The organism is Superficieibacter sp. 1612_C1, from assembly GCF_015234305.1.
In the GTDB taxonomy this organism is placed as follows: Bacteria; Pseudomonadota; Gammaproteobacteria; order Enterobacterales; family Enterobacteriaceae; genus Superficieibacter.
On the sequence record NZ_JADGMI010000001.1, the window covers coordinates 519,712 to 543,873 of the forward strand.

Annotated in this window: 24 protein-coding genes and 1 riboswitch; of the genes, 12 read left to right on the forward strand and 12 right to left on the reverse strand. The window is 56.6% G+C overall.

All coding sequences use genetic code 11. The features are described from left to right. Positions 1 to 63: 63 nt before the first annotated feature. A complete protein-coding gene (gene modE / locus INT84_RS02550) occupies positions 64 to 852 on the reverse strand; it encodes a molybdenum-dependent transcriptional regulator (RefSeq protein ID WP_194205494.1) in 789 nt (262 codons plus the stop codon). Between the two features lie 129 nt (positions 853 to 981). On the opposite strand from modE, the gene INT84_RS02555 reads away from it, so the two are divergent. The 4 genes from INT84_RS02555 (at position 982) to modC (ending at position 3,810) form a co-directional block, all read left to right on the forward strand. After that, complete coding sequence (locus INT84_RS02555) at positions 982 to 1,131, forward strand: AcrZ family multidrug efflux pump-associated protein (RefSeq protein ID WP_176920497.1); 150 nt, start codon at positions 982 to 984, stop codon at positions 1,129 to 1,131. A gap of 155 nt (positions 1,132 to 1,286) precedes the next feature. Continuing rightward, positions 1,287 to 2,060, forward strand: coding sequence for a molybdate ABC transporter substrate-binding protein (gene modA, locus INT84_RS02560; RefSeq protein ID WP_194205495.1), 774 nt, complete (start codon positions 1,287 to 1,289; stop codon positions 2,058 to 2,060). Beyond that, complete coding sequence (gene modB / locus INT84_RS02565) at positions 2,060 to 2,749, forward strand: molybdate ABC transporter permease subunit (RefSeq protein ID WP_194205496.1); 690 nt, start codon at positions 2,060 to 2,062, stop codon at positions 2,747 to 2,749. The genes modA and modB overlap by 1 nt, the downstream gene beginning before the upstream one ends. A 2-nt stretch (positions 2,750 to 2,751) precedes the next feature. Then, complete coding sequence (modC, locus tag INT84_RS02570) at positions 2,752 to 3,810, forward strand: molybdenum ABC transporter ATP-binding protein ModC (RefSeq protein WP_194205497.1); 1,059 nt, start codon at positions 2,752 to 2,754, stop codon at positions 3,808 to 3,810. On the opposite strand, the gene INT84_RS02575 is transcribed toward modC, so the two are convergent. Then, the gene (locus tag INT84_RS02575) at positions 3,811 to 4,629 is read right to left on the reverse strand and encodes a pyridoxal phosphatase (RefSeq protein WP_194205498.1); all 819 of its coding nucleotides are present in this window, start codon (positions 4,627 to 4,629) and stop codon (positions 3,811 to 3,813) included. Between the two features lie 145 nt (positions 4,630 to 4,774). On the opposite strand from INT84_RS02575, the gene pgl reads away from it, so the two are divergent. Then, positions 4,775 to 5,770: a 6-phosphogluconolactonase gene (gene pgl / locus INT84_RS02580; RefSeq protein ID WP_194205499.1), complete on the forward strand. Its 996-nt coding sequence runs from the start codon at positions 4,775 to 4,777 to the stop codon at positions 5,768 to 5,770. A 241-nt stretch (positions 5,771 to 6,011) separates the two neighbouring features. Here pgl and INT84_RS02585 read toward each other — a convergent pair whose 3' ends face one another. The 5 genes from INT84_RS02585 to bioA form a co-directional block, all read right to left on the reverse strand. Next, positions 6,012 to 7,292 (reverse strand): putative acyl-CoA thioester hydrolase, encoded by a 1,281-nt coding sequence (locus INT84_RS02585; protein ID WP_194205500.1) that lies wholly within the window; start codon positions 7,290 to 7,292, stop codon positions 6,012 to 6,014. 153 nt (positions 7,293 to 7,445) lie between these two features. Beyond that, positions 7,446 to 7,853, reverse strand: a complete 408-nt coding sequence (locus INT84_RS02590) for a DUF2000 domain-containing protein (protein ID WP_194205501.1) — start codon at positions 7,851 to 7,853, stop codon at positions 7,446 to 7,448. Positions 7,854 to 7,904: 51 nt separating this feature from the next. Then, positions 7,905 to 8,750 carry an AraC family transcriptional regulator gene (locus INT84_RS02595; RefSeq protein WP_194205502.1) on the reverse strand — a complete coding sequence of 282 codons (846 nt, stop codon included), beginning with the start codon at positions 8,748 to 8,750 and terminating at the stop codon, positions 7,905 to 7,907. Positions 8,751 to 8,759: 9 nt separating this feature from the next. Further along, a complete protein-coding gene (locus INT84_RS02600; protein WP_194205503.1) occupies positions 8,760 to 9,236 on the reverse strand; it encodes a kinase inhibitor in 477 nt (158 codons plus the stop codon). A 71-nt stretch (positions 9,237 to 9,307) separates the two neighbouring features. Continuing rightward, complete coding sequence (gene bioA / locus INT84_RS02605; protein WP_194205504.1) at positions 9,308 to 10,597, reverse strand: adenosylmethionine--8-amino-7-oxononanoate transaminase; 1,290 nt, start codon at positions 10,595 to 10,597, stop codon at positions 9,308 to 9,310. Positions 10,598 to 10,683: 86 nt separating this feature from the next. Here bioA and bioB point away from each other — a divergent pair, with 86 nt between their 5' ends. From bioB to bioD, 4 genes are read left to right on the forward strand one after another with little or no spacing between them, the layout of a single operon-like run. Further along, positions 10,684 to 11,724 carry a biotin synthase BioB gene (gene bioB, locus INT84_RS02610; protein ID WP_194205505.1) on the forward strand — a complete coding sequence of 347 codons (1,041 nt, stop codon included), beginning with the start codon at positions 10,684 to 10,686 and terminating at the stop codon, positions 11,722 to 11,724. Further along, entirely contained in the window at positions 11,721 to 12,878 is a 1,158-nt protein-coding gene (gene bioF / locus INT84_RS02615; protein WP_194205506.1) for an 8-amino-7-oxononanoate synthase, read from the forward strand. The genes bioB and bioF overlap by 4 nt, the downstream gene beginning before the upstream one ends. After that, positions 12,862 to 13,617 (forward strand): malonyl-ACP O-methyltransferase BioC, encoded by a 756-nt coding sequence (bioC, locus tag INT84_RS02620; RefSeq protein WP_194205507.1) that lies wholly within the window; start codon positions 12,862 to 12,864, stop codon positions 13,615 to 13,617. The genes bioF and bioC overlap by 17 nt, the downstream gene beginning before the upstream one ends. Beyond that, a complete protein-coding gene (bioD, locus tag INT84_RS02625) occupies positions 13,610 to 14,308 on the forward strand; it encodes a dethiobiotin synthase (protein WP_194205508.1) in 699 nt (232 codons plus the stop codon). The genes bioC and bioD overlap by 8 nt, the downstream gene beginning before the upstream one ends. Here bioD and INT84_RS02630 read toward each other — a convergent pair. Then, complete coding sequence (locus INT84_RS02630; RefSeq protein ID WP_194205509.1) at positions 14,274 to 14,990, reverse strand: ABC transporter ATP-binding protein; 717 nt, start codon at positions 14,988 to 14,990, stop codon at positions 14,274 to 14,276. The genes bioD and INT84_RS02630 overlap by 35 nt on opposite strands. 731 nt (positions 14,991 to 15,721) lie before the next feature. Here INT84_RS02630 and uvrB point away from each other — a divergent pair. Beyond that, positions 15,722 to 17,740, forward strand: coding sequence for an excinuclease ABC subunit UvrB (uvrB, locus tag INT84_RS02635; RefSeq protein WP_176920513.1), 2,019 nt, complete (start codon positions 15,722 to 15,724; stop codon positions 17,738 to 17,740). Positions 17,741 to 17,945: 205 nt separating this feature from the next. On the opposite strand, the gene pmrB is transcribed toward uvrB, so the two are convergent. From pmrB to yvcK, 4 genes are all read right to left on the reverse strand, one after another. Next, positions 17,946 to 19,022: a two-component system sensor histidine kinase PmrB gene (gene pmrB, locus INT84_RS02640; RefSeq protein WP_194205510.1), complete on the reverse strand. Its 1,077-nt coding sequence runs from the start codon at positions 19,020 to 19,022 to the stop codon at positions 17,946 to 17,948. Further along, on the reverse strand, positions 19,022 to 19,687 hold the full coding sequence (gene pmrA, locus INT84_RS02645; RefSeq protein ID WP_194205511.1) for a two-component system response regulator PmrA: 666 nt from the start codon (positions 19,685 to 19,687) through the stop codon (positions 19,022 to 19,024). The genes pmrB and pmrA overlap by 1 nt, the downstream gene beginning before the upstream one ends. After that, positions 19,688 to 21,328, reverse strand: coding sequence for a phosphoethanolamine transferase EptA (eptA, locus tag INT84_RS02650; protein WP_194205512.1), 1,641 nt, complete (start codon positions 21,326 to 21,328; stop codon positions 19,688 to 19,690). An 83-nt stretch (positions 21,329 to 21,411) separates the two neighbouring features. Further along, positions 21,412 to 22,320, reverse strand: a complete 909-nt coding sequence (yvcK, locus tag INT84_RS02655; protein WP_176920517.1) for a uridine diphosphate-N-acetylglucosamine-binding protein YvcK — start codon at positions 22,318 to 22,320, stop codon at positions 21,412 to 21,414. Positions 22,321 to 22,519: 199 nt separating this feature from the next. Beyond that, positions 22,520 to 22,651: riboswitch (molybdenum cofactor riboswitch) on the forward strand. Between yvcK and moaA the strand changes: the two genes are divergently transcribed. Both moaA and moaB read left to right on the forward strand, forming a co-directional pair. After that, a complete protein-coding gene (gene moaA, locus INT84_RS02660) occupies positions 22,639 to 23,628 on the forward strand; it encodes a GTP 3',8-cyclase MoaA (RefSeq protein ID WP_194205513.1) in 990 nt (329 codons plus the stop codon). (Overlaps the previous riboswitch by 13 nt.) A gap of 20 nt (positions 23,629 to 23,648) precedes the next feature. Then, positions 23,649 to 24,161, forward strand: coding sequence for a molybdenum cofactor biosynthesis protein B (moaB, locus tag INT84_RS02665; protein ID WP_194205514.1), 513 nt, complete (start codon positions 23,649 to 23,651; stop codon positions 24,159 to 24,161). The last annotated feature ends 1 nt before the right edge of the window (position 24,162 follow it).

The following is a 24,162-nucleotide window of genomic DNA, read 5'->3' on the forward strand; positions in this document are numbered from 1 at the left end:
TGTATCCCGTTTTTTGCAGTGTTTTAAACAGGGATACGATTTCCTGGACGGATTGTCAATAATTCAACACAGCGTGGCGATAATCACCCGATCGGCATTGAAATACGCGATCACCTCGCTACCGGCTTCAAGCCCGACCGCGCGATCAACAGGAAGAGTAGCGCAAAGAATCTGACCGTCCGGGAGCGTCATCAGCACTTCGCACTGTTCCACACCACGCTCAATATGGCTTATAACACCGGTGAGCTGGTTATCAGCTTCCGCCGCCTCGGCGCGATCCTGCGTTATATTGACCCAGGGCGCTTTCAGGAGCACCAGCACTTCCTTTCCTTCATCCAGCCCAAGACGCTCGCCGCTCTGCGCAGTAATCGCCACTTTCATCCGGGTCTCACCATCCGCCAGTAAGATGTCCACATGCTGCTGAACCCGATCGTGATCGCGTCCGGTGACGGTGCCGAACCACTGATTACGGGCGCTGGTTTGCAGCGAGAAGCGGGAGATCGCTGCCAGCAGGCTGTTCAGCGGCAGGCCGTCATCCAGACTCAGCACATCAAACGCTTTTTGCTGGATCTGCGCCAGCAGATCGTATAGTTCAATCAGCCGTTGACCGTAGCGGGTGAGCAGTGCACCGCCGCCGCCTTTACCGCCGGTGGCTCTGTCCACCAGCGGCTGATCGCTGAGCTGATTCATTTCATTGATCGCATCCCAGGCGCTTTTATAGCTGATCCCCGCATCTTTTGCGCCCTGGCTAATAGAGCCGGTTTGCGCGATATGCTTGAGCAGAGTAATGCGGCGCGGATCGGCAAAAAGGCGCTGCTGGAGTTTCAGTGTGAGAAGAATTTCAGCCTGCATAACCATGTCCTGGCAAAAAGCGTATTGTGACGTAAATGGCTGCGGACGCCAACCACACCGCACAAATCGGCAGTGCTTTTCACCGAAATCCGGTTAGAATAGACTTATTCACAATGTCTGGAGTTCACCATGTTAGAGTTGTTGAAAAGTCTGGTTTTTGCCGTAATCATGGTCCCGGTGGTGATGGCTGTCATCCTGGGGTTAATCTACGGCCTCGGTGAAGTGTTTAACATTTTCTCCGGGGTGGGTCACAAAGACCGCTCTGAGCAACGCCGCTGATTCCCCAAACGCCCGTTTTTAACGGGCGTTTCTCCCTTAAGTTTTCTCCTTTATTGCCGATAGACTACCCATTGCACGGTAGCAATTAACGCTGGGAAAAATCTGAGCTTGTCGCTATATTATCGCATATATAACGACACTCACAGGAGTTAAAGATGGCACGTACATGGGTACGCTTTTTTGCAGGGGCAACGTTAACACTGACCGTCGCCGGACATGCGCTGGCAGATGAAGGTAAAATCACCGTTTTCGCCGCCGCGTCGCTGACCAATGCGATGCAGGACATTGCTAAAGAATACAAAAAAGAGAAAAACGTCGAAGTGGTCTCTTCTTTTGCCTCTTCGTCCACGCTGGCGCGGCAGATTGAAGCCGGTGCCCCTGCGGATCTGTTTATTTCTGCCGATCAGAAATGGATGGACTATGCGGTAGATAAAAAAGCTATCGACACGTCCAGCCGTGAAACGCTGCTGGGTAACAGCCTGGTCGCCGTTGCGCCAAAAGCCAGCAAACTGGACAAGATAACGATTGACGCCAAAACCGACTGGACACGCCTGTTAGACGGTGGCCGTCTGGCCGTTGGCGATCCGGACCACGTTCCGGCGGGCATTTATGCCAAAGAAGCGCTGCAAAAATTAGGTGCATGGGAGACGCTTTCCCCGAAACTGGCTCCGGCGGAAGACGTTCGCGGCGCGCTGGCACTGGTGGAACGCAATGAAGCCCCGCTGGGTATCGTGTACGGTTCCGATGCTGTTGCCAGCAAGGGCGTGAAAGTGGTCGGTACCTTCCCGGAAGATTCACACAAGAAAGTGGAATACCCGCTGGCAATTATCGACGGGCATAAAAACGCTACCGTCAGCGCGTTTTACGACTATCTGAAAGGACCGCAGGCGTCTGCGATTTTTAAACGTTACGGATTCACTACTCGCTAATGATACTGACCGATCCCGAATGGCAGGCCGTGCTGCTGAGCCTCAAAGTCTCTTCTCTGGCAGTTATCTTCAGTTTGCCTTTTGGGATCTTCTTCGCCTGGTTGCTGGTGAGACGCCATTTTCCAGGCAAAGCGCTGCTGGATAGCCTGCTCCATCTACCGCTGGTGCTGCCGCCGGTGGTGGTGGGCTATTTGCTGCTGGTGTCGATGGGCCGCCGTGGGGCGATCGGCGCGTGGCTCTACGACTGGTTTGGCATCACGCTGGCATTTAGCTGGCGCGGTGCGGTACTGGCGGCGGCGGTGATGTCCTTCCCGCTGATGGTGCGCGCCATCCGGCTGGCGCTGGAAGGGGTGGACGTCAAACTGGAGCAGGCAGCCTGTACCCTTGGCGCTGGCCGCTTTCGCGTCTTCTTTACCATCACGCTGCCGCTGATGCTGCCGGGAATTATTGCCGGTACGGTGCTGGCGTTTGCCCGTTCGCTGGGAGAATTTGGCGCGACCATTACTTTTGTGTCTAACATCCCTGGCGAGACGCGAACCATTCCTTCAGCGATGTATACCCTGATCCAGATGCCCGGTGGCGAAAGCGCCGCCGCCCGCCTGTGTGTGATTTCCATCGTGCTGGCGATGATTTCTCTGCTCATTTCTGAATGGCTGGCGCGGATAAGCCGCGCGCGGACGGGGAAATAACCATGCTGGAACTTAACTTTACCCAGACGCTCGGCAACCACTGTCTCTCTATCAACGAAACGCTGCCTGCCAGCGGGATCACGGCGATTTTCGGCGTCTCCGGCGCGGGTAAAACGTCGCTTATCAACGCCATTAGCGGTCTGACGCGTCCGGAAAAGGGACGTATTGTTTTAAATAATCGGGTGCTCAGCGACGCGGATAAACGCCTCTTTCTGTCGCCGGATAAGCGCCGCGTGGGCTACGTTTTTCAGGATGCCCGCCTGTTCCCGCACTATAAGGTGCGCGGAAATTTACGCTACGGGATGGCAAAAAGCATGGCCGGGCAGTTCGATAAGCTGGTGGCGCTGTTGGGTATCGAGGCGCTACTTGATCGCCTGCCGGGAAGCTTGTCCGGCGGTGAAAAGCAGCGGGTAGCGATTGGTCGTGCGCTGTTAACTGCGCCGGAACTGCTGTTGCTTGATGAGCCGCTGGCCTCACTGGATATTCCCCGCAAACGCGAACTGCTGCCTTATCTGCAACGGCTGGCGCGGGAGATCAATATTCCGATGCTGTACGTCAGTCATTCGCTGGATGAAATTCTGCACCTGGCAGATAACGTGCTGGTGCTGGAAGGGGGACTGGTTAAAGCGTTTGGCCCACTGGAAGAGGTCTGGGGCAGCAGCGTGATGCATCCCTGGTTGCCGCAGGATCAGCAGAGCAGCATCCTGAAGGTCAGCATACTGGAGCATCATCCGCACTATGCGATGACCGCACTGGCACTTGGCGATCAGCATCTGTGGGTGAATAAAATTGATCGTCCGGTCCAGTCAGCGCTGCGAATACGCATTCAGGCGTCGGACGTGTCGCTGGTGCTCCAGCCACCGCAGCAGACCAGCATTCGTAATATTCTGCGCGCGAAAGTGGCGCAGTGCCTGGACGATAACGGTCAGGTTGAAGTGCAACTGGAGATTGGCAGCCGCACGCTGTGGGCGCGGATCAGCCCGTGGGCCAGGGATGAGCTGGGGATCAAACCTGGCCTGTGGCTGTACGCACAAATCAAAAGCGTGTCGATAACCGCCTGATCATAGCAGGTGCGAGTAGATAAACTGCGCGATGCTGTCTTCGGTGTTTTCGCCGATCACCACATTGGCTCGCGCTTTCACTTCCTCAACCGCATTACCCATCGCTACGCCAGTGCCTGCGGCTTCCAGCATACTAATGTCGTTCTGGTTATCGCCAAAGGCTACCACGTCCTGCATGGACCAGCCCTGCGACTCAACCCACTGCGTCAGACGCTTGCCTTTGCTGTTGCCGTGCCGCGCCACATCGACCTGATCCTGCCACGACCATTCGCACTCCAGCGCCAGCGTCTCGCCCACGTTAAGGGCAAAGTCCTGAAGCTTGCTAATGTTCTCGTCCGTCAGGGCAAATTTCCACACCGCGTTGACGTCCTGCGCCGCCTGGCTCAGTGAATCAACCTGCGTGAAGACAGGACGTTGCGCTTCCGGCAGGGTTTGCGCCCATTTGCTCATCCGGATCACGTGCCCGGTTGGGCGTTCATATAGCATGGCGTCATCCACATACATCAGTCCGTGGATATTGTAGTCATTCAGCATTTCAATTAGTTGCAGCGCTTTAGGGACTGGCATCGGATCGGCGGTCAGGACTTTTTTTGCATGATAATCATACAAATAGGTGCCATTACAGCAGATAGCAGGTGTATCTAACGCCAGTGCCTGATAAAAAGGATGAATAGCAACGTGATGTCGCCCGGTGACAATAATCAGTTGATAGCCTGCCGCTTTGGCACGCATAAGGGCTTCAACGGATGAAGGGAGAAAAGTTTTTTGCGGGGTCAGCAGGGTGCCGTCTAAATCCAGGGCGATAACGCGCGTGGTCATTCGTTTTTCCTGTCACAGAGTTAATATAATAGCGTTGTGCGATGGTACACCGCAGTGCAGACAGGACAAATAAATTCAGCATTTACGGTCAAAAAAGACTATCCTGGTTATTTACTTCCACTCTGTTGTAAGGAAAGGAGTATTCATGAAACAAACCGTTTATACCGCCAGCCCGGAAAGCCAGCAGATCCATGTCTGGAGCCTTAATCCAGAAGGTTCGCTGACCCTGGTTCAGGTCGTCGACGTGCCGGGTCAGGTGCAGCCGATGGTGGTCAGCCCGGATAAACGCTACCTCTATGTTGGCGTGCGTCCCGAGTTCCGCGTGCTGGCGTATCGTATTGCGCCGGACAACGGTGCCCTCACTTTCGCGGCAGAAGCGCCGTTACCGGGCAGCCCGACCCATATCTCTACCGATCATAGCGGACGCTTTATTTTCAGTGCCTCCTACAATGCGGGCAGCGTCGGCGTAGTACGTTTGCAGGAGGGGTTGCCGGTCGAAACGGTCGACGTAGTGGAAGGGCTGGAAGGTTGCCATTCAGCGAATATCTCTCCGGACAACCGCACGCTGTGGGTGCCAGCGCTGAAACAGGATCGTATCTGCCTGTTTTCCCTTAGTGACGACGGTAAACTGGTCGCGCAAACGCCGGAAGATGTTAAAACGGTGGAAGGCGCAGGGCCGCGTCATATGGCGTTCCATCCGAACCACCAGTACGCCTATTGCGTGAACGAGCTGAACAGTTCGGTCGATGTCTGGGAGCTTAGCAACGCCCACGAGCAGATAGAGTGTATTCAGACGCTGGATATGATGCCTGCCGATTTTACCGATACCCGCTGGGCGGCGGATATCCATATCACGCCGGATGGTCGCCATCTGTACACCTGTGACCGCACCTCAAGCACCATCACCATTTTCAGCGTCTCCGAAGATGGCAGCGTGCTGGCGGTTGAAGGTCATCAGCCGACTGAAACGCAGCCGCGCGGCTTTAACGTTGATCATAGTAATCAGTATCTCGTTGCCGCCGGGCAGAAGTCTCATCATATTGCCCTGTATGAAATTCAGGGCAAGCAGGGACTACTGGAAGAGAAAGGCCGCTACGCGGTAGGACAGGGGCCGATGTGGGTGGTGATTAACGCTTACTGACAGACAAAAAACCTCGCGAGCGCGAGGTTTGACGTTAATGACAGATCTGGTTTTGCTATTGTGTGCACTTTTGCCGGGTGACGGCTTCGCCTTACCCGGCCTACAAAACCATCAACATCAATAAGTTATGCGTAACCCGTAGGCCTGTGCAAGCGAAGCGCCGCCAGGCATAATTCCACGGTATAACGTTTGTCAGCAGTCAAAGGGGGATTTATTCCCCCTTTTTGCTGTACAGATTTTACTACTTCGCCTGCGCAACAACCTGGCTACCCACGCCGCGGTTATTAAATTCCCACATGCGGTTGAATTGGGTATCGTTCAGGTCACGCTGGATTTCGCCTTTCTCATCCTGCGCACCGGTATTCCCGCTGAATGGACGTTTAGACATCGCGGCATCGGCCCACGGTTTTTCCATATTAAAGCCCTGGTTAATGACGCTGTCGCGGATCACCACCTGGCCGTTGACGTTACCGTCGACATCCAGCGAGCGGCCGAGCTGCGCCACGCCATCACCGGCGGCGGTGAAGCGGCTGTTGGTCGCCAGGAAACCATAATAGACGTTGGACAACGTTGCCGGGGCGAATACGTAGCCTTCCTGCTGGGTGCGGGAGTTAACGATGCGGAAGTCGGTGTTATCAAATACGACCGCGCCGCGACCGGACACCAGATCAACATCGCCTTCAACATAGCTATTCGTGACCAGCGTGCGGGTCTGGCGATCGTTTTGCAGCACGTTCTGCACGCCGCTGTTGGTCACAAAAAAGGTGTTCTGACGACCCAGAATGTTGACGTTGTTAATCTGTACCTGATCGCCATCGCTGCGCAGGGCAACGGCCTGATGGGTGCCAGCGTCAACGCTGTCGCCAAGATTGTTTTCGATAGTCAGGTTCTGTAATTGCAGGCCATTATTCTGCGACCATACGACCGCGGAGCACATTACGCCAACGGTGGCTGCACGTTTGCTCTGGCATTTGTCAAACATATACCATGCCGGTTTACCCGGCATATATTTGCCTGCCGGGTTGACCAGTCGACGCCAGCTTGTCGGATCGATTTCGGAATCAATCGCGGCGCTGATTTTCACGTCGATGGCTTTATCGCCTGTGCCGTACAGGGTCAGGCTGCCGGAAGCGATGGGCACATAGACGGTGCCTTCATACTCGCCTGGCATGATGGCGATGTATTGACGCTGGCCGGTATGACGCGCGATTGCCGCGTCCACGGCTGCCTGAATCGTGGTATGCGTCACGCCTGCCGTTCCGGCTGGTCCCACCACAAAGTCGGGCTGTGCGGGAAGAGTGATCGCCGAAGGTTTCCACGGCGCGGCGTTCGGATTCAGGGACAGGAAATAGTGATCTGCGGTGAAGTTTTTGGCTTCCCCGGCCGTCAGGATGGGACGCGCTGTAGTGCCGGGCGCAGCCTGGGAGGACGGCTGTTGATCGGCGGGGGTTGAACTACAGGCGGTCAGCGTCGCGCCCACAAGCAGTGTCAGAGTCAGGCGAGAAACCGAAAATGTGTTCAAGAGGATGCTCCAGACTTTTAATCGTTAAAGGGTCTTTAAAGCCTGCTGTTTTATACTAAGTTGAGCGAAACGGGAAGCCAAATTACGCAAAAGACACAACGAAACGTGTTGATTTACAAAGGCGGGGGATCCCCGCCGAAAGAAGGTGCAAAATCAGGGGTGTAGCGACAGGCCTTTAATCACCTTATCGACGGCCTTTTTCGGGCCGCGCAGCGCGAGGCCGACCAGATTCATCGCATCGGCATCTTCCTGCAGGAATACCGCGCGGTTATCCGCATCGTTGCCCGTGGCGAACATCGCCTGCACGTAAGGCACTATCGTCAATTCGCGCTCAAGACCTTTGCGATGCGTACGCCGGAGATCGTCAAGCCCACCGGCAAAAATCAGCATTGGCTGGCCCGAAATGCGTGAATAGTGACGGCCCACGGCATCGATGTAGTTCTCGCCGAGGACCTCAGGCGCGGCAGAAACAATACCGGTTGCCAGAAAAGCAACAACGTTCAGCCGCTGCCAGCTCTCGAGGTCGTCGCGTACCACCAGGGCAATTTTTGTGTCAAACATGCGTATTTCTTCTCCATCAGCACTGAAAAGCTCATCATCAAAGAAAGCGTGTCAGCGGGATAGAACGTTTGTGCACTGTTGCTGAAAGGCGGCGGGGGACATCCGGTACGCGCGCTGGAACCATCTTCCCAGATGGCTTTGATCGGCAAAACCTACCTGAGCCGCGACCTGTGCAGGCTCTTGTCCATGCGCCAGTAACGCTCTGGCACTGCGCAGACGCAGCCTGACAAGATACGCGTGTGGCGTTTGACCAAAGGCTTTGGAAAACTGCCGGCTGAGGCGAAAACGATCGATACCCGCGAGGCGGGATAATTCATCAAGGCCAATATCTTCCGCCATTCGCTCATGCAAAATCTCCCGGATCCGCTGCATGTGCAGTAGCGTATCGCTCTTTTGCGAGGGGGAAGCCACCTTGATATGGCGGGTGAGTAAACTGAGAAGCCGATCCATGCTCTGATCGCGCGCCAGTTTGCCCTCCTGATGATGAAAGGCGAAAAAGGTCTGCTGGATGGCGCAGAAAAGCGTGACATCGTCAGTGAGGGTATGGCGAAAGGCCGCCTCGATCAGGGAGATATCGGCCAGCCCACGCTGTGCAAGCTGGGTCGAAACCCAGGCTTGTGGCAGATAAAGCATGGAGTAGGTGAAGCCGTCGGTGTCCGGGGCGTGTCCATCATGAACTGCGCCCGGTTCAATCAGAATGGCGCGGCCTGGGCTGCTGGTATGAAGTGCACGATGGCAGCGAAAGCGCTGCACGCCCTGCTGGGTAAAACCCACCAGCACCTCATCGTGGTCGTGCGGATCGTAGGCGTGGCCGGTGAAATGAGCGCTCACGCTTTCAATGCCGCTTTCAGCCTCACGACGGAAATCAAGCCAGTCGCCGCTTTTTTCACCGTTCATATCGGAAGATCAGATATACCACGTCGTCAGCGACGCGCTGCCGAGGGTATGAAAGTGAACGTTAAAACCCACCATCGCCCCGCTGGCACCTTCATCGACCTCAATACGTTCAACGTTCAGCGCATGAACGGTGAAGATATAGCGATGCGATTCACCCTTCGGCGGCGCGGCACCATTGTAGCCCGTCTTGCCAAAGTCGGTACGGGTCTGAATCGCGCCTTCCGGCAGAGGAACCAGATCGGAGCCGGAACCCTGCGGCAGCACGCGCGTATCCGCCGGAATATTGGCGACTACCCAGTGCCACCAGCCGGAACCCGTCGGGGCATCGGGATCGTAGCAGGTGACGACGAAACTTTTGGTTCCCGCCGGAACGTCATCCCAGGCGAGATGGGGGGAAATATTATCCCCTTCATAGCCCATGCCGTTAAAGACATAGCGATTATGTAATTTGTCACCATCCTGGAAGTCTTTACTGATTAACTTCATATACATCTCCTTCAGGTTAATCCACGGTCGATCACAGGAGTGTAGCCCGAGCGGGCGAGCATCGCAGTACCTTATTCACTAAAAAGTGTTTCATCCTGCACCGCCAGATTGATCGCACGCGTCAGACGCGACAGCTGCTCCGGTTTAATTGGATAGGGCGGCATCAGGTAGATAAGCTTGCCAAAAGGCCGGATCCACACGTTTTGCCCGACGAAAAAGCGCTGTAGCGCCGCCATATTCACTGGACGGGTGGTTTCCACCACGCCAATCGCCCCCAGCACGCGCACATCGGCGACCAGTGCGGTCTCACGGGCGGGAGCCAGTTCTCGCTTCAACTGCGCCTCAATCGCCGCCACCTGCGCCTGCCAGTGATTTTCCTCCAGCAGCGCCAGACTTTCCGTTGCCACCGCGCAGGCCAGCGGATTGCCCATAAAGGTGGGACCGTGCATAAAGCAGCCCGCGTCGCCGTTGCTGATGGTTTCGGCGACTGTACGGGTGGTCAGGGCAGCGGAGAGCGTCATGGTGCCGCCGGTTAATGCTTTTCCGAGGCAAAGAATATCGGCGGTGATGCCCGCATGTTCACAGGCGAACAGTTTACCGGTGCGGCCAAAGCCGGTGGCGATCTCATCGGCGATCAGCAGAATGCCCTCCCGGTCACACATCTTGCGGATACGTCGCAGCCACTCAGGATGATACATCCGCATCCCGCCCGCGCCCTGCACGATAGGTTCAAGGATCACCGCCGCGATTTCATGGCGATGTGCGGCCATCAGGCGGGCAAAGGCCACCATATCGTGCTCATCCCACTCGCCATCGAAACGGCTTTGCGGGGCCGGGGCGAACAGATGCTGCGGCAGATACCCCTGCCACAGGCTGTGCATCGAGTTATCCGGATCGCACACCGACATCGCGCCGAAAGTATCGCCGTGATAGCCGTTACGGAAAGTCAGAAACCGCTGACGCGGCTCGCCTTTAGCCTGCCAGTATTGCAGCGCCATTTTCATCGCCACTTCCACCGCCACCGAGCCGGAATCTGCCAGAAACACGCACTCCAGCGCCTCAGGCGTCATCGCCACCAGCTTGCGGCACAGCGCCACGGCGGAAGGGTGGGTGATGCCGCCGAACATCACATGCGACACATGGTCGATCTGCGCCTTCATCGCCGCGTTCAGACGCGGGTGATTATAGCCGTGGATCGCCGCCCACCAGGAGGACATGCCATCCACCAGCTGCTCACCGCTGGCGAGCTGAAGCTCACAGCCCTGCGCGCTAACCACCGGGTAAACCGGCAGGGGGGAGGTCATCGAAGTATAGGGGTGCCAGATATGGCGTTTATCGAAGGCGAGATCGTCCAGGGTCATAATCGACTTGTAAACCATTTTGAAAAGTTTTAGGTTTACGATTCTACACCGAAGCAGAAATTAACTAAACCCTTTGGAGAGGCCCGATGGCTCACCACCCACGCTGGACAATGTCGCACGTTACCGAACTTTTTAATAAACCGCTGCTGGATCTGCTGTTTGACGCGCAACAAATTCACCGTCAGCACTTCGACCCGCAGCAGGTGCAGGTGAGCACGCTGCTGTCGATCAAGACCGGGGCCTGCCCGGAAGACTGCAAATACTGTCCGCAAAGCTCCCGCTATAAAACAGGTCTGGAAGCCGAACGTCTGATGGAAGTGGAGCAGGTACTGGACTCGGCACGCAAAGCAAAACTGGCTGGCTCCACCCGCTTCTGCATGGGCGCGGCGTGGAAAAACCCGCACGAGCGCGATATGCCCTACCTGGAGCAGATGGTGCAGGGCGTTAAAGCGATGGGCCTGGAAGCCTGTATGACCCTCGGCACCCTGGATGAAACCCAGGCGCAGCGTCTGGCCTCGGCGGGGCTGGATTATTACAACCACAACCTCGATACCTCGCCGGAATTCTACGGCAACATCATCACTACCCGCACCTATCAGGAGCGTCTCGACACGCTGGAGAAAGTGCGCGAAGCCGGGATTAAAGTGTGCTCCGGCGGCATCGTCGGTCTGGGCGAGACGGTGAAAGACCGCGCCGGGCTGCTGATGCAACTGGCGAATCTGCCGACCCCGCCGGAAAGCGTGCCGATTAACATGCTGGTGAAAGTCAAAGGCACGCCGCTGGCCGATAACGAGGATGTGGATGCCTTCGACTTTATCCGCACCATCGCCGTCGCACGCATTATGATGCCGACCTCTTACGTTCGTCTCTCCGCCGGGCGTGAACAGATGAACGAGCAGACTCAGGCGATGTGCTTTATGGCCGGGGCGAACTCGATATTCTACGGCTGCAAACTACTGACCACGCCAAACCCGGAAGAAGATAAAGATCTGCAACTGTTCCGCAAGCTGGGGCTGAATCCGCAGCAGACCCTGGTGCAGGAAGGGGATAACGAGCAGCAGGAGCGTCTGGAGCAGGTGCTGCGCACGCCGGATACCGACACGTACTACAACGCGGCAACGGTATGAGCTGGCAGCAGCGAATTGATACAGCGCTAGCGGCACGCCGCGCGGCCAGCACCTTGCGACGCCGACAAGCGGTGGAGCAGGGCGCGGGTCGCTGGCTTACTGCGCAAGGGAAACGGTATCTCAATTTCTCCAGCAATGACTATCTGGGCCTGAGCCAGCATCCGCAGGTGGTAGCCGCCTGGCAACAAGGCGCGGCACGCTTTGGCGTCGGCAGCGGCGGCTCGGGCCACGTCAGCGGCTACAGTTGCGTCCACCAACAGCTTGAAGAGGAGCTGGCGCAGTGGCTGGGCTACCCGCGCGCGTTGCTGTTCATCTCCGGCTTTGCCGCTAATCAGGCGGTGATTACCGCACTTGCGGCGAAAGACGATCGCATCGTCGCCGACCGCCTGAGCCATGCCTCGCTGCTGGAAGCCGCCAGCCTCAGTCCGGCGCAGCTTCGCCGTTTCGCCCATAACGATCCGGCGCAGTTGCAGACGCTACTGGCAAAATCCGTCAGCGGGCAGCAACTGGTGGTTACGGAAGGCATTTTCAGCATGGATGGCGACAGCGCACCGCTGGCTGAAATCGATCGCGTGAGCCGCGCCGCCGGGGCCTGGTTGCTGGTGGATGACGCCCACGGCATCGGTGTCAGTGGTAACGGTGGACGCGGTAGCTGCCATGCGCAACAGGTGCAGCCGGACCTGCTTATCATCACCTTTGGCAAAGGCTTCGGCGTGAGCGGCGCGGCGGTGCTGTGCAGTGAACCGGTAGCGGCGTATTTAGTGCAGTTCGCCCGCCATCTCATCTACAGCACCTCCATGCCGCCAGCCCAGGCGGCGGCATTGCAGGCTTCGCTGGAGGTTATTCGTGGCGATGAAGGCCAGCAGCGACGCGACAAGCTTCAGCAGCATATTGCGCTTTTTCGTCGCGGCGCGGCAGCGCTGACGATGGCGATGACAGATTCAGCCAGCGCCATTCAGCCGCTGATTGTCGGCAACAACGCCCGCGCCCTGCGGATGGCGGAGGCGCTGCGCGAGCACGGGTGCTGGGCCACGGCCATCCGTCCGCCTACGGTGCCTGAAGGGACGGCACGCTTACGCTTAACGCTGACGGCGGCGCATGAGACCGACGATATTATCCGCTTACTGGAGGTGCTGGATGCCGCCAGTCGATAAACAGGCGGTGGCCGCCGCCTTTGGTCGCGCCGCGTCGATCTATTTGCAGCATGACGATCTTCAGCGTCAGAGCGCCGCCGCGCTGCTGGCCGGGCTATCTGAACGTTCTTTTCCACGCGTGCTGGATGCCGGATGCGGGCCGGGCGGTATGAGCCGTTACTGGCGCGAGCAGGGCAGCCGCGTCACCGCGCTGGATCTGTCGTCGCAGATGCTGGCCGAAGCACAACGCCAGGACGCCGCGCATCACTACCTGCTGGCGGATATTGAAGCTATCCCGCTGGCGGACGCGCAGTTCGATCTTGTCTGGAGCAACCTGGCCGTACAGTGGTGTGAAAATTTACAGGCTGCGCTTACCCAGCTTTACCGCGTGACCCAGCCGGGCGGACAGGTGGCATTTACCACCCTGATGGCCGGATCGCTCCCCGAAGTCGCGCAGGCGTGGCAGGCGGTAGACGGTCGTGCGCACGTTAATCGCTTCTTGCCTCCAGAGACTATCCACCACGCGCTGTCCGGCTGGCGATATCGCCATCATATGCAGTCGATCAGCCTGCGCTTTCCCGATGCCCTCAGCGCCATGCGCTCGCTAAAAGGGACCGGAGCCACGCATCTGCATGAAGGGCGGACCCCTCGCCCGCTGACCCGCAGCCAGTTACGCCAGCTTCAGCTGGCATGGCCACAGCAGCAGGGCGTTTGTCCGCTGACCTATCATCTTTTTGTGGGAATTATTGAACGTGACTAACCGTTTTTTTGTCACCGGCACCGACACCGAAGTTGGCAAAACCGTCGCCAGCTGTGCGCTGCTTCAGGCTGCCAGACGCCAGGGAGTGATTACCGCGGGCTATAAGCCGGTCGCCTCGGGCAGCGAGTCCACGGCGGAAGGGCTGCGCAACAGCGACGCGCTGGCGCTTCAGCGTAACAGCAGCCTGCCGCTGGGCTATCAGCAGGTTAACCCGTACACTTTCGCTGAACCGACCTCGCCGCATATCGTCAGCGCCGATGAGGGACGCCCCATCGACGCGGCGGTACTCTCTGCGGGCCTGAGACAGCTGGAAGCACTGGCGGAGTGGGTGCTGGTGGAAGGGGCCGGTGGCTGGTTTACGCCGCTCTCACCGACTCTGACTTTTGCCGACTGGGTGATAGCTGAAAAACTGCCGGTGATCCTGGTGGTAGGCGTCAAACTGGGCTGCATTAACCATGCCATGCTGACCGCACAGGCCGTTCAGCAGGCAGGATTAACGCTCGCAGGCTGGGTGGCAAATGACATCACGCCGCCCGGCCGCCGTCATCAGGAGTATCTCGCCACCCTCAGGCGCGTACTGCCCGCGCCCATGTTAGGCGAGATCCCCCGGATCGAACACGCTGTGGAAACGGCCGATCTCAGTCAGTATCTCGATCTTAGCCTCCTGGCGTCGGGGTCATCCACTGTGTGAGTAGCTGCTGGTCAAGCTGGTTAACCTGTCCCTGCGCGACGTTGCGGCCCTGATGCAGTAGCAAGAAGCGATCCGAAACGTGATGGATAAACGACAAATGCTGTTCTGCCAGCAGAATGGTCAACCCCAGCTCGCGTTTCAGGCGCAGGATAATCTCGCCCAGCTTATGTAAAAACGCCTGACCCGCGCCGCGTGTCGGCTCATCCAGGATCAGCAGGCGAGGGCGAGTGACCAGCGCATTCGCCAGCGCCAGCTGGTACTGATTCTCATCTGACAGCGTCGCCGCTTTCACCTGACGCAGAGCGCAAAGCTCCGGGAACAGATCGTAGATCCCACTGTTTACCGCGCCATCCCCGCTGGCGGCGTGGGCGATATGCAAATTCTCCTCCACCGTCAGCTGCGAAAAAATTCGCCTCTCCTGCGACACATAGCCAATCCCCAGAGCAATCCGGTTTGGCGCAGAGAGCGGCAGCAAATCGCACGGCGGGGCGTCATTGCCATGCCAGAAAATCGTGCCGCTCTCAATCGGCACGATGCCGGTTATGCAGTTAATGAGCGTGGTCTTGCCCATGCCCGGCAGCCCGATAACGCTGGTGCATTTCCCCGGCTGGAGTTCAAGGGTGATATTCCACAGCGTGTGCTGGCTTCCATAAAATTGATTTACAGCGCGCAGACTCAACATCGGTAGCTCCTCAATTCAGTTCGTGCGTTTCGACCATCAGGTATTGCAAAAGGCTTGCCAGAGACGGTCTGAGGCCCAAAAAAGGCACTTATTTCGGATAGCGCTGAGGATCCGGAGGAAAATAATGAGCATTTGGTCAGAGGCATGCACTTTGTCGGTGCCAGGGGCAGAGTGTAGTGGTGCAACCGCCACAGGATGAGGGTGCCCTTACTCAGCGTCCTTAAGCTGATAAAAGACAAAAAATAGTGGGAAATATTTTTTATGATCGCGTTTTGTCAGCGGCTTCGCTTTTTTGCCAGAGAGCGGTGGCTAAGGGCTGGCGCGAGTTATCCACTATTCCTGTGGATAACCTTGTGTATTAGAGTTAGAAAAGGCGTGGTAAACGAGAGAATACGCGGCCTGCGGATGAATTGACGGCAAACGCGTCTTTTATCTTATGTCTTTTATATTCAACGAGTTAAATAAAAGCAACTAGTGCAAGAAAAGTGTCATCTGCTGCCATAAAACCGTCATGACATTACTTGACAAAGTTAAAAAGCGAATTCTTTTGGGGATAACCCGTTTCAGCTGGCATTTTTCTTGTCTGACGCTACGCTTTTGCTGATGATTCCGGGGCAACGAGGCGATATTTTACGCTTACTGTTTTTTTATCCAGTATAAACTGTTGGCAAAATCGCCAGTGACGGGTAAAATTACGCCCCTGCCCGCTTATTCCTTTCAGGTAGCCATTAATGAGTAAACCGTTCAAACTGAATTCCGCATTCCGTCCATCTGGCGATCAGCCGGAGGCGATTCGTCGTCTGAAAGAAGGTCTTGAAGATGGCCTGGCCCATCAGACGCTTCTTGGCGTAACGGGGTCAGGGAAGACGTTTACCGTTGCCAATGTTATCGCCGATCTTCAGCGTCCGACCATGGTGCTGGCACCGAATAAAACCCTGGCAGCGCAGCTGTATGGTGAAATGAAGGAGTTCTTTCCGGACAACGCCGTGGAGTATTTCGTCTCCTACTACGACTATTACCAGCCGGAAGCCTACGTTCCCAGTTCCGATACGTTTATTGAGAAGGACGCGTCGGTCAACGAACATATTGAGCAGATGCGTCTGTCGGCGACTAAAGCGCTGCTGGAGCGTCGTGACGTCGTGGTGGTGGCTTCCGTGTCGGCGATTTACGGCCTTGGCGACCCGGACCTGTATCTGAAAATGATGCTGCACCTGACCATCGGCATGATTATTAACCAGCGCGATATTCTGCGTCGTCTGGCGGAATTGCAGTACGCCCGTAACGACCAGGCCTTCCAGCGCGGGACGTTCCGCGTGCGTGGTGAGGTGATTGACATCTTCCCGGCGGAGTCGGATGACGTGGCGCTGCGCGTCGAACTGTTTGACGAAGAGGTGGAACGCCTGTCGCTGTTTGATCCACTCACCGGGCATATTGAATCGACGATCCAGCGTTTTACCGTCTATCCCAAAACGCACTACGTGACGCCACGCGAGCGTATTGTGCAGGCGATGGAAGATATCAAAGTTGAACTGGCCGACCGGCGCAAAACGCTGATGGCGAATAATAAATTGTTAGAAGAGCAACGAATCACCCAGCGCACGCAGTTCGATCTCGAAATGATGAACGAACTGGGCTACTGCTCAGGTATTGAAAACTACTCGCGCTATCTCTCTGGCCGTGGGCCGGGCGAAGCGCCGCCAACGCTGTTTGACTATCTGCCCGCGGACGGCCTGCTGGTGGTGGACGAATCACACGTTACCATCCCGCAAATTGGCGGGATGTATCGCGGTGACCGGGCGCGTAAAGAGACGCTGGTCGAGTACGGGTTCCGCCTGCCGTCCGCGCTGGATAACCGCCCGATGAAGTTTGAAGAGTTTGAGGCGCTGGCCCCGCAAACCATTTATGTTTCAGCGACGCCGGGCAAGTATGAGCTGGAAAAATCCGGCGATGAAATTGTCGATCAGGTGGTGCGTCCTACCGGCCTGCTGGACCCGATTATTGAAGTGCGTCCGGTGGCGACGCAGGTCGATGATTTGCTCTCAGAAATTCGCAAGCGCGTGGTGATTAACGAGCGCGTGCTGGTCACCACCCTGACCAAACGAATGGCCGAAGATTTAACCGAATACCTCGACGAGCACGGCGAGCGGGTTCGTTATTTGCACTCAGACATCGACACCGTTGAGCGTATGGAGATTATCCGCGATCTGCGCCTCGGCAAGTTCGATGTGCTGGTCGGGATCAACCTGCTGCGAGAAGGGCTGGATATGCCTGAGGTGTCGCTGGTCGCCATTCTGGATGCTGACAAAGAAGGCTTCCTGCGCTCTGAGCGCTCGCTGATCCAGACTATCGGGCGTGCGGCGCGTAACATCAACGGTAAAGCGATCCTCTACGGCGATAAAATCACGCCGTCAATGGAGAGGGCCATCGGCGAAACCGAGCGTCGTCGCGAGAAGCAGCAGCAGTACAACGAAGAGCACGGCATCGTGCCGCAGGGCCTGAACAAGAAAGTGGTCGATATTCTTGCGCTGGGTGAAAACATCGCGAAGACCAAAGCCAAAGGCCGTGGTAAAGCGCGTCATCCGGTGGAAGAGGATGCAGCACTGCCGCTGACGCCGAAGGCATTGCAGCAGAAAATTCACGAACTGGAAGCGAAGATGATGCAGCACGCCCGCGATCTGGAGTTCGAGGAAGCGGCGCAGGTCCGCGACCAGCTGCACCAGCTGCGCGACCTGTTTATTGCCGCCTCGTAGCCTCGTAGGCCGGATAAGGCGAAGCCGCCATCCGGCATCACAACGCTGCTGTAGCCGCTGTGGGTTTCCTGCCCGGTGGCGCTGCGCTTACCGGGCCTGGAATATCTCGTAGCCCGGCTGCGCGCTCTTTGCGGGTATGTACACCTCGTAGGCCGGATAAGGCGAAGCCGCCATCCGGCATTATGCGGCACCGGGGCTAAACGTATTACCCGCGTAACGGCCTGAATTTCACCCAGGCCCGCGCGCCCGTCTGCGACTGGCGATTGTGCAAAAAAAACTGCGCGTCGTGCAGCTGGGCGATGCGCGTGACGATGCTTAACCCGAGGCCAATACCGCCGTAGCGGCTGTCCATACGCACAAACGCCTTGCTCAGCTCGCCGCCTTTCGACTCGTCAATCCCTGGCCCTTCATCTTCAACCACCAGCATGGGCTCGTTTCCGGGCTCAATATGAACGACGATCACGGAACCTACAGGGCTGTAACGATAGGCATTTTCCACCAGATTTCTGAGCAGCACGCGTAACAGCGTGGCGTCGCCCAACACGGCGACCTGGCTTTCCACCGGCAATGTCAGATATTGCTGACGCTGCGACAGCATGGTTTCAAGCTCACCCTGAAGCGGCAGAACCACATCGTGATAGAGATTAACCTGCTGATAGCTGCCAGCGGAAAAGGATTGACCCACACGCGCCAGTTGCAGAAGCTGGGCAATGCTGGTGGTCATCTGATCGAGGCGTTGCAGCAGCGGCTCGACATTCGCGTTTCCGGCCCGACCAATCAGCTCAAGGTGTAAACGCAGACCGGCCAGCGGCGTGCGCAACTCGTGGGCGACATCGGCGGTAAACAGCCGCTCGCGCTCGAGCGTCACGGTGAGTCGTGAAACCAGTTGATTGATGGCGGAGGTTACCGCCTCCACTTCGCTGACCGTCGCGTTAATGGCGATGGGCTGAAGGTTATCGGGCGTGCGTTCGCTTAACTCGCGTTGCAGCTCTGCCAGCGGACGGGTGATCTTTTTCACCGCGTGAAAGCAGATAACCAGTGCCAGGCCGATAATCAGCAGACTGGGCACCAGCAGGCTGGCGATAGCTTCGCGTACTTCATGCGCAATGTGTTTACTGTTGTCATGATTCTGGACTGCGCTTTGTACCAGCAGTTGAATCTGCTCCTGGCTTTCATGCCAGAGCCAGAAAACGCTATAAACCTGGCACACCACCAGAATTGCACCGATGGTCAGCAGCAGCTGGCTGCGCATCGTCGTCTTTCGTCTGCGAAAGCGCGCCATTATTTATCCCGATCCGGCATCATATAGCCGAAGCCGCGCACCGTGCGAATACGCGTTTTGCCGATCTTTTCGCGTAAATTATGGATATGCACCTCCAGCGTATTGGTCGAGGGTTCGTTTTCCCAGCTATAAATATCGTTATAGAGAATTTCACGATGCACCGGGCTACCCGCTTTTAGCATCAGTCTTGAGAGGAGCGCGTACTCTTTCGGCGTGAGCTCCAGCAAATGTCCTTCCAGCCAGACCTGACGGCGCGTGACGTTGAGCGTCAGATCGTCGATCGTCAGTTCGCTGTCGCCCTGATTATAATGGCGGCGCAGCAGCGCGCGGATGCGTGCATTCAGTTCATCCAGCGCGAAAGGTTTGATCAAATAGTCATCCGCGCCGGTATCCAGCCCGGCGATGCGATCGCCGACGGTATCGCGCGCGGTGAGGATCAGCACCGGCTGGGTGAATTTATCGCGTCGCAGATGGGCCAGCAGATGCAACCCATCCTCATCGGGTAAACCGAGATCCAGCACCACCAGACTGTAGTGGGCGCTGGCCAGACAACTCTTCGCATCGCGGGCGGTCGCCACACCATCGCAGACATATCCCTCGTTTTGCATGGCAAGGATCAATCCCTGTAACAGTAAAGCATCATCCTCAATAACTAATATTTTCACTTAGTTAGCTCCTTTGCACGACAATAAAATATCATCTTTTCCCTGATAGACCTGCGTGGTGACGCCCACCATCCCAAGCATAGTGGAGAAAAGATTATCCTGTGAGTACTCCTGGGTGTCAGCCCTTTTTTGCAGACACTGCTGGCTTACGTGATAGCGTTTCTGATAATCCTCTGAGATCCACATCAGCATCGGAATATGGGTTTGCATCTGCGGGGCAATTGACCACGGCAGTCCATGCAAATAGACCCCGTCTTCCCCCAGTGATTCACCGTGATCCGACAGATACACCAGGCTGGTGGTAAACCTGTCCTGCTTGCTTTGTAGCAGCCTGATTGCTTTATCGACGATATAATCCACATACAAAACGGTATTATCGTAAGTATTGGCCAGTTGCTCCTTACTACAGGTCTGTATCTCATTGGTGTCGCAGGTCGGGGTAAATTTACGGAACTGGGGCGGATAGCGGTTGTAGTAGGTTGGGCCGTGGCTGCCTATGGTGTGCAGAACAATCACGCCATCCCCCTGAAGCGTATCGATGTAATGGCTCAAACCGTCGAATAAAACCTCATCGTAGCATTCGCCATCAATACACTGGCCCGGCAGTTTCAGACGCGTCATATCCTGCGTCGGCACCCGCTCGCAGGCACCTTTACAACCGCCGTCATTTTCATTCCACAGCACCTTTATTCCGGCACGCTGAATGACATCCAGCACTCCTTCCTGATGGTGCGCCAGTTGCGCGTCGTAATGCTGGCGCGGCATGTCAGAGAACATGCAGGGGACGGACACGGCGGTTGCGGTGCCGCAGGAGGTCGTTTGCGGGAAGTAGATAACGTTATCCTGCTTTAAACGCGGATTGGTCTCGCGCTGGTAGCCGCCAAGGGAAAAGTTGGCCGCCCGCGACGTTTCGCCGACGATGAGGATCGTCAGGTTCTTACGCGGACCCTGCGCCATTCGGGGATCCTGCCGCGCATCTTCGCCAATCCGCACCAGCGGCAAATTATCCATTCGGTTATGGATGTACCAGGACCAGCTGGCAACGATACTGTTGGACGGATTAAGCGATTTCACCAGCTCTTTGTTGTTGCGAAACAGAGAGGCGTAATCTTTATAGAACAGTAGCGCCACCAGCAGGATCGCCAGAACGGAAAGGGTGAGGCTCGCCGCCCGCAGCACTCCGCCCCTGACGAGCGTCGCGGGATAGAGAATTTTCACCCACCAGGCCAGCGCTGCCATTAATACGCCGGAGAACAGCAGCGATAGCACCAGCCGGGTAGAGAGCAGGGCAAAACTTTCCGCAGGCGTGGTATCAAGGATGTTATCGATCATTGAGCGATCCATCACGATACCGAAGTTAAGAATAAAATATTGCACCGCCGCGCCGAGCAAAACGAAAAGGCTGATAACCAGCCGGTGCAGGCGTATAAGCGACGCCAGCGTCAGCAGAATATTGATGCCGGCAAACGCCACGACGGGCATAGAGATAAACACCAGCGCCGAATGCAGAGAATTCACCGGCAGCAGGTTAAATGCCTGATGCCAGAAGGCGATATTTAAAAAAAGTGCGATATAGAGCGCAAAAAGAACCAGAAACGTCAGCAGACCGAGGGTCGGTCTGCGCAGATGAAACGCCCGCATAATGTGATCTCGCCAGGAAAGGAAACGGCATCGTGGCAGAGAAGGTTTAAGCCAACCTTAAGAAACAAATAAAGATGAGAAGATTAGCCCAGCGCCTGAACCGCCTGTTCCAGCGCTTTGCGCAGCAAATGGCGATCGTGAAGGTAAGGAATATCGCTGGCTTCCAGCGGCTGCTGAACCACGATGCGATCGTCTGTTCCACGAATATCGGTATCCGGTCCCACCACCACCGCATCAATAACCCGTTTGCCGATAGCGCGCTCCATCAGGGCCAGCTTATCCACAACCTGAAGCTCAGCCGCCGGGAGGCTGACTTCACGGCCTAAATTGCCGATGTAGATCATCGGAGCCGGAGCGCGTCGTAGGGCCTGGGTAATATCAGACAGCAGCAGGATCGGCATCAGGCTGGTGTAAAAACTGCCTGGCCCGATGAGAATAAGATCGGCTTCGGCGATGGCCTGGACGGCTTCACGGGTGGCCGGAACGTTAGGGGAGAGCAGCAGGTCCGCTGGCGGTTGTTTAAGCTGGTCGATATTCACTTCGCCATAGACTTCATGGCCTTCGCTATCCACAGCCATCAAATCCACCGGCACTTCCGACATCGGGATCAGTAACGCGTCCACCTTCAACAAGTTGCGAATTAAATTAATGGCCTCCAGAGGCCGCACGCTCAGGTGATCCAGCGCCTTTAACATCAAATTTCCGAGATTATGCCCGGAAAGCTCACCGTTACCGCCAAAACGGTACTCAAACATTGCGGATGCGACGCTGGGTTCAGTAATCAGCTGATTGAGACAGTTGCGCATATCCCCCCAGGCGATGCCGCCCTCCGCACGCCGGATACGTCCGGTCGAGCCGCCGTTGTCGGTGGTGGTCACAATCCCGGTCAGCCGCGAGCCCAGCGATGAGAGTGAAGACATGACTCGTCCCAGGCCGTGTCCGCCGCCCAGCGCGACGACTCTGTCCAGATCCGCAAACGTGCGATTACGCATAACTTTCCCTTATTTAATCATTCCGCGTAACAGTAGCGTAACTACCCCTAAAAGACGATGGGCTAACGACGCTAAAATGACGCATATCAATGCAAAAACCTGATTTACGCGTAGTCTGTAGCGAAATTGCACGATTGTGTCGCTATATACATAATTATATAGCGTTTTGCGAGTGGCGGAAACGTGTTTGACGCGCTACTATCGGCATAATCACTCTAGCCTCTGCACCTGGGTCTTTCGATACGGTGCTTTGGCCGTGGCATAAGCCACCAGGGTACAGGAAGAAATGACTGTGCCTCCCGAACTGGAAAGGTGTACATGGCTTCACAACTTACCGATGCGTTCGCCCGCAGGTTTTACTATCTGCGTTTGTCGATCACCGATGTGTGCAATTTTCGTTGCACGTACTGTCTGCCCAACGGCTACCGGCCCAGCGGCGTCACCAATAACGGTTTTTTGTCCGTCGATGAAGTGCGGCGGGTGACTCGCGCCTTCAGCGCGCTCGGCACGGAAAAAGTACGTCTCACCGGCGGCGAACCTACGCTTCGTCGCGACTTTAGCGAGATTATCGCCACCGTGCGTGAAAACCCGGCGATCCGCCAGATTGCGGTGACCACCAACGGTTACCGGATGGCGCGCGATGTCGCTAACTGGCGCGACGCGGGGCTGACCAATATCAACGTCAGCCTCGATAGCCTCGATGCCCGTCAGTTTCACGCTATCACCGGGCAGGACAAATTTCGTCAGGTGATGGACGGCATTGACGCCGCATTTGACGCCGGTTTTACGCGCGTTAAGGTCAACACCGTTCTGATGCGCGACGTCAATCATCACCAGCTTGATACCTTCCTCGCGTGGATCAAACCTCGCCGCATTCAACTGCGTTTTATCGAGCTCATGGAAACGGGTGAGGGCAGCGAGCTATTCCGTAAACATCATATCTCCGGCATGGTGCTGCGCGACGAACTGCTCAGACGCGGCTGGATCCACCAGCTTCGCCAGCGCAGCGACGGTCCGGCACAGGTGTTTTGCCATCCCGACTATGAAGGCGAAATCGGCCTTATCATGCCGTATGAAAAAGATTTCTGCGCCAGCTGCAACCGCCTGCGTATCTCCTCTACCGGCAAACTGCATCTGTGTCTGTTTGGCGAGGGCGGCGTCGATTTGCGTGATTTGCTGGCGGACGACCAGCAGCAGGCGGCGCTGGAATCGCGTATTGCCGCCGCGCTGACCCACAAAAAGCAGACCCATTTCCTGCATCAGGGAAATACGGGCATTACTCAGAACCTTTCTTATATTGGCGGATAACCGCCTGCAAGGAGATCTCTATGAGTCAGGTAAGCGCTGAATTTATCCCGACGCGAATCGCTGTTCTTACCGTTTCCAGCCGCCGTGGCGAAGAGGACGATACCTCCGGCCATTATCTGCGCGACGCTGCGCACGAGGCGGGGCATCAGGTGGTGGATAAAGCCATCGTTAACGAAAATCGCTACGCCATCCGCGCTCAGGTATCCGCCTGGATTGCGCGTGAAGACGTTCAGGTGGTGCTGATCAATGGCGGCACTGGCTTTACCTCGGGCGATCAGGCACCGGAAGCGCTGCTGCCGCTGTTTGACCGTGAAATTGAAGGCTTCGGCGAAGTATTCCGTATGCTCTCCTTTGAGGAGATCGGCACGGCGACGCTGCAATCGCGCGCGGTGGCGGGCATCGCCAACAACACGCTGATTTTTGCCATGCCCGGCTCCACCAAAGCCTGCCGCACGGCGTGGGAGAATATCATTGCGCCGCAGCTCGATGCCCGTACCCGTCCCTGTAATTTCCATCCTCATCTGAAGAAATAAT

Bases quoted from the DNA above. Each gene is read 5' to 3' on its own strand.
- INT84_RS02595 (WP_194205502.1), bottom strand. From the start codon at position 8,750: ATGAACGGTGAAAAAAGCGGCGACTGGCTTGATTTCCGTCGTGAGGCT.
- INT84_RS02575 (WP_194205498.1), bottom strand. From the start codon at position 4,629: ATGACCACGCGCGTTATCGCCCTGGATTTAGACGGCACCCTGCTGACC.
- eptA (WP_194205512.1), bottom strand. From the start codon at position 21,328: ATGCGGGCGTTTCATCTGCGCAGACCGACCCTCGGTCTGCTGACGTTT.
- INT84_RS02555 (WP_176920497.1), top strand. From the start codon at position 982: ATGTTAGAGTTGTTGAAAAGTCTGGTTTTTGCCGTAATCATGGTCCCG.
- modC (WP_194205497.1), top strand. From the start codon at position 2,752: ATGCTGGAACTTAACTTTACCCAGACGCTCGGCAACCACTGTCTCTCT.
- pmrB (WP_194205510.1), bottom strand. From the start codon at position 19,022: ATGGCGCGCTTTCGCAGACGAAAGACGACGATGCGCAGCCAGCTGCTG.
- INT84_RS02600 (WP_194205503.1), bottom strand. From the start codon at position 9,236: ATGAAGTTAATCAGTAAAGACTTCCAGGATGGTGACAAATTACATAAT.
- INT84_RS02590 (WP_194205501.1), bottom strand. From the start codon at position 7,853: ATGTTTGACACAAAAATTGCCCTGGTGGTACGCGACGACCTCGAGAGC.
- pgl (WP_194205499.1), top strand. From the start codon at position 4,775: ATGAAACAAACCGTTTATACCGCCAGCCCGGAAAGCCAGCAGATCCAT.
- modB (WP_194205496.1), top strand. From the start codon at position 2,060: ATGATACTGACCGATCCCGAATGGCAGGCCGTGCTGCTGAGCCTCAAA.
- moaB (WP_194205514.1), top strand. From the start codon at position 23,649: ATGAGTCAGGTAAGCGCTGAATTTATCCCGACGCGAATCGCTGTTCTT.
- bioF (WP_194205506.1), top strand. From the start codon at position 11,721: ATGAGCTGGCAGCAGCGAATTGATACAGCGCTAGCGGCACGCCGCGCG.
- uvrB (WP_176920513.1), top strand. From the start codon at position 15,722: ATGAGTAAACCGTTCAAACTGAATTCCGCATTCCGTCCATCTGGCGAT.
- bioC (WP_194205507.1), top strand. From the start codon at position 12,862: ATGCCGCCAGTCGATAAACAGGCGGTGGCCGCCGCCTTTGGTCGCGCC.
- modE (WP_194205494.1), bottom strand. From the start codon at position 852: ATGCAGGCTGAAATTCTTCTCACACTGAAACTCCAGCAGCGCCTTTTT.
- modA (WP_194205495.1), top strand. From the start codon at position 1,287: ATGGCACGTACATGGGTACGCTTTTTTGCAGGGGCAACGTTAACACTG.
- yvcK (WP_176920517.1), bottom strand. From the start codon at position 22,320: ATGCGTAATCGCACGTTTGCGGATCTGGACAGAGTCGTCGCGCTGGGC.
- moaA (WP_194205513.1), top strand. From the start codon at position 22,639: ATGGCTTCACAACTTACCGATGCGTTCGCCCGCAGGTTTTACTATCTG.
- bioB (WP_194205505.1), top strand. From the start codon at position 10,684: ATGGCTCACCACCCACGCTGGACAATGTCGCACGTTACCGAACTTTTT.
- bioA (WP_194205504.1), bottom strand. From the start codon at position 10,597: ATGACCCTGGACGATCTCGCCTTCGATAAACGCCATATCTGGCACCCC.
- INT84_RS02630 (WP_194205509.1), bottom strand. From the start codon at position 14,990: ATGTTGAGTCTGCGCGCTGTAAATCAATTTTATGGAAGCCAGCACACG.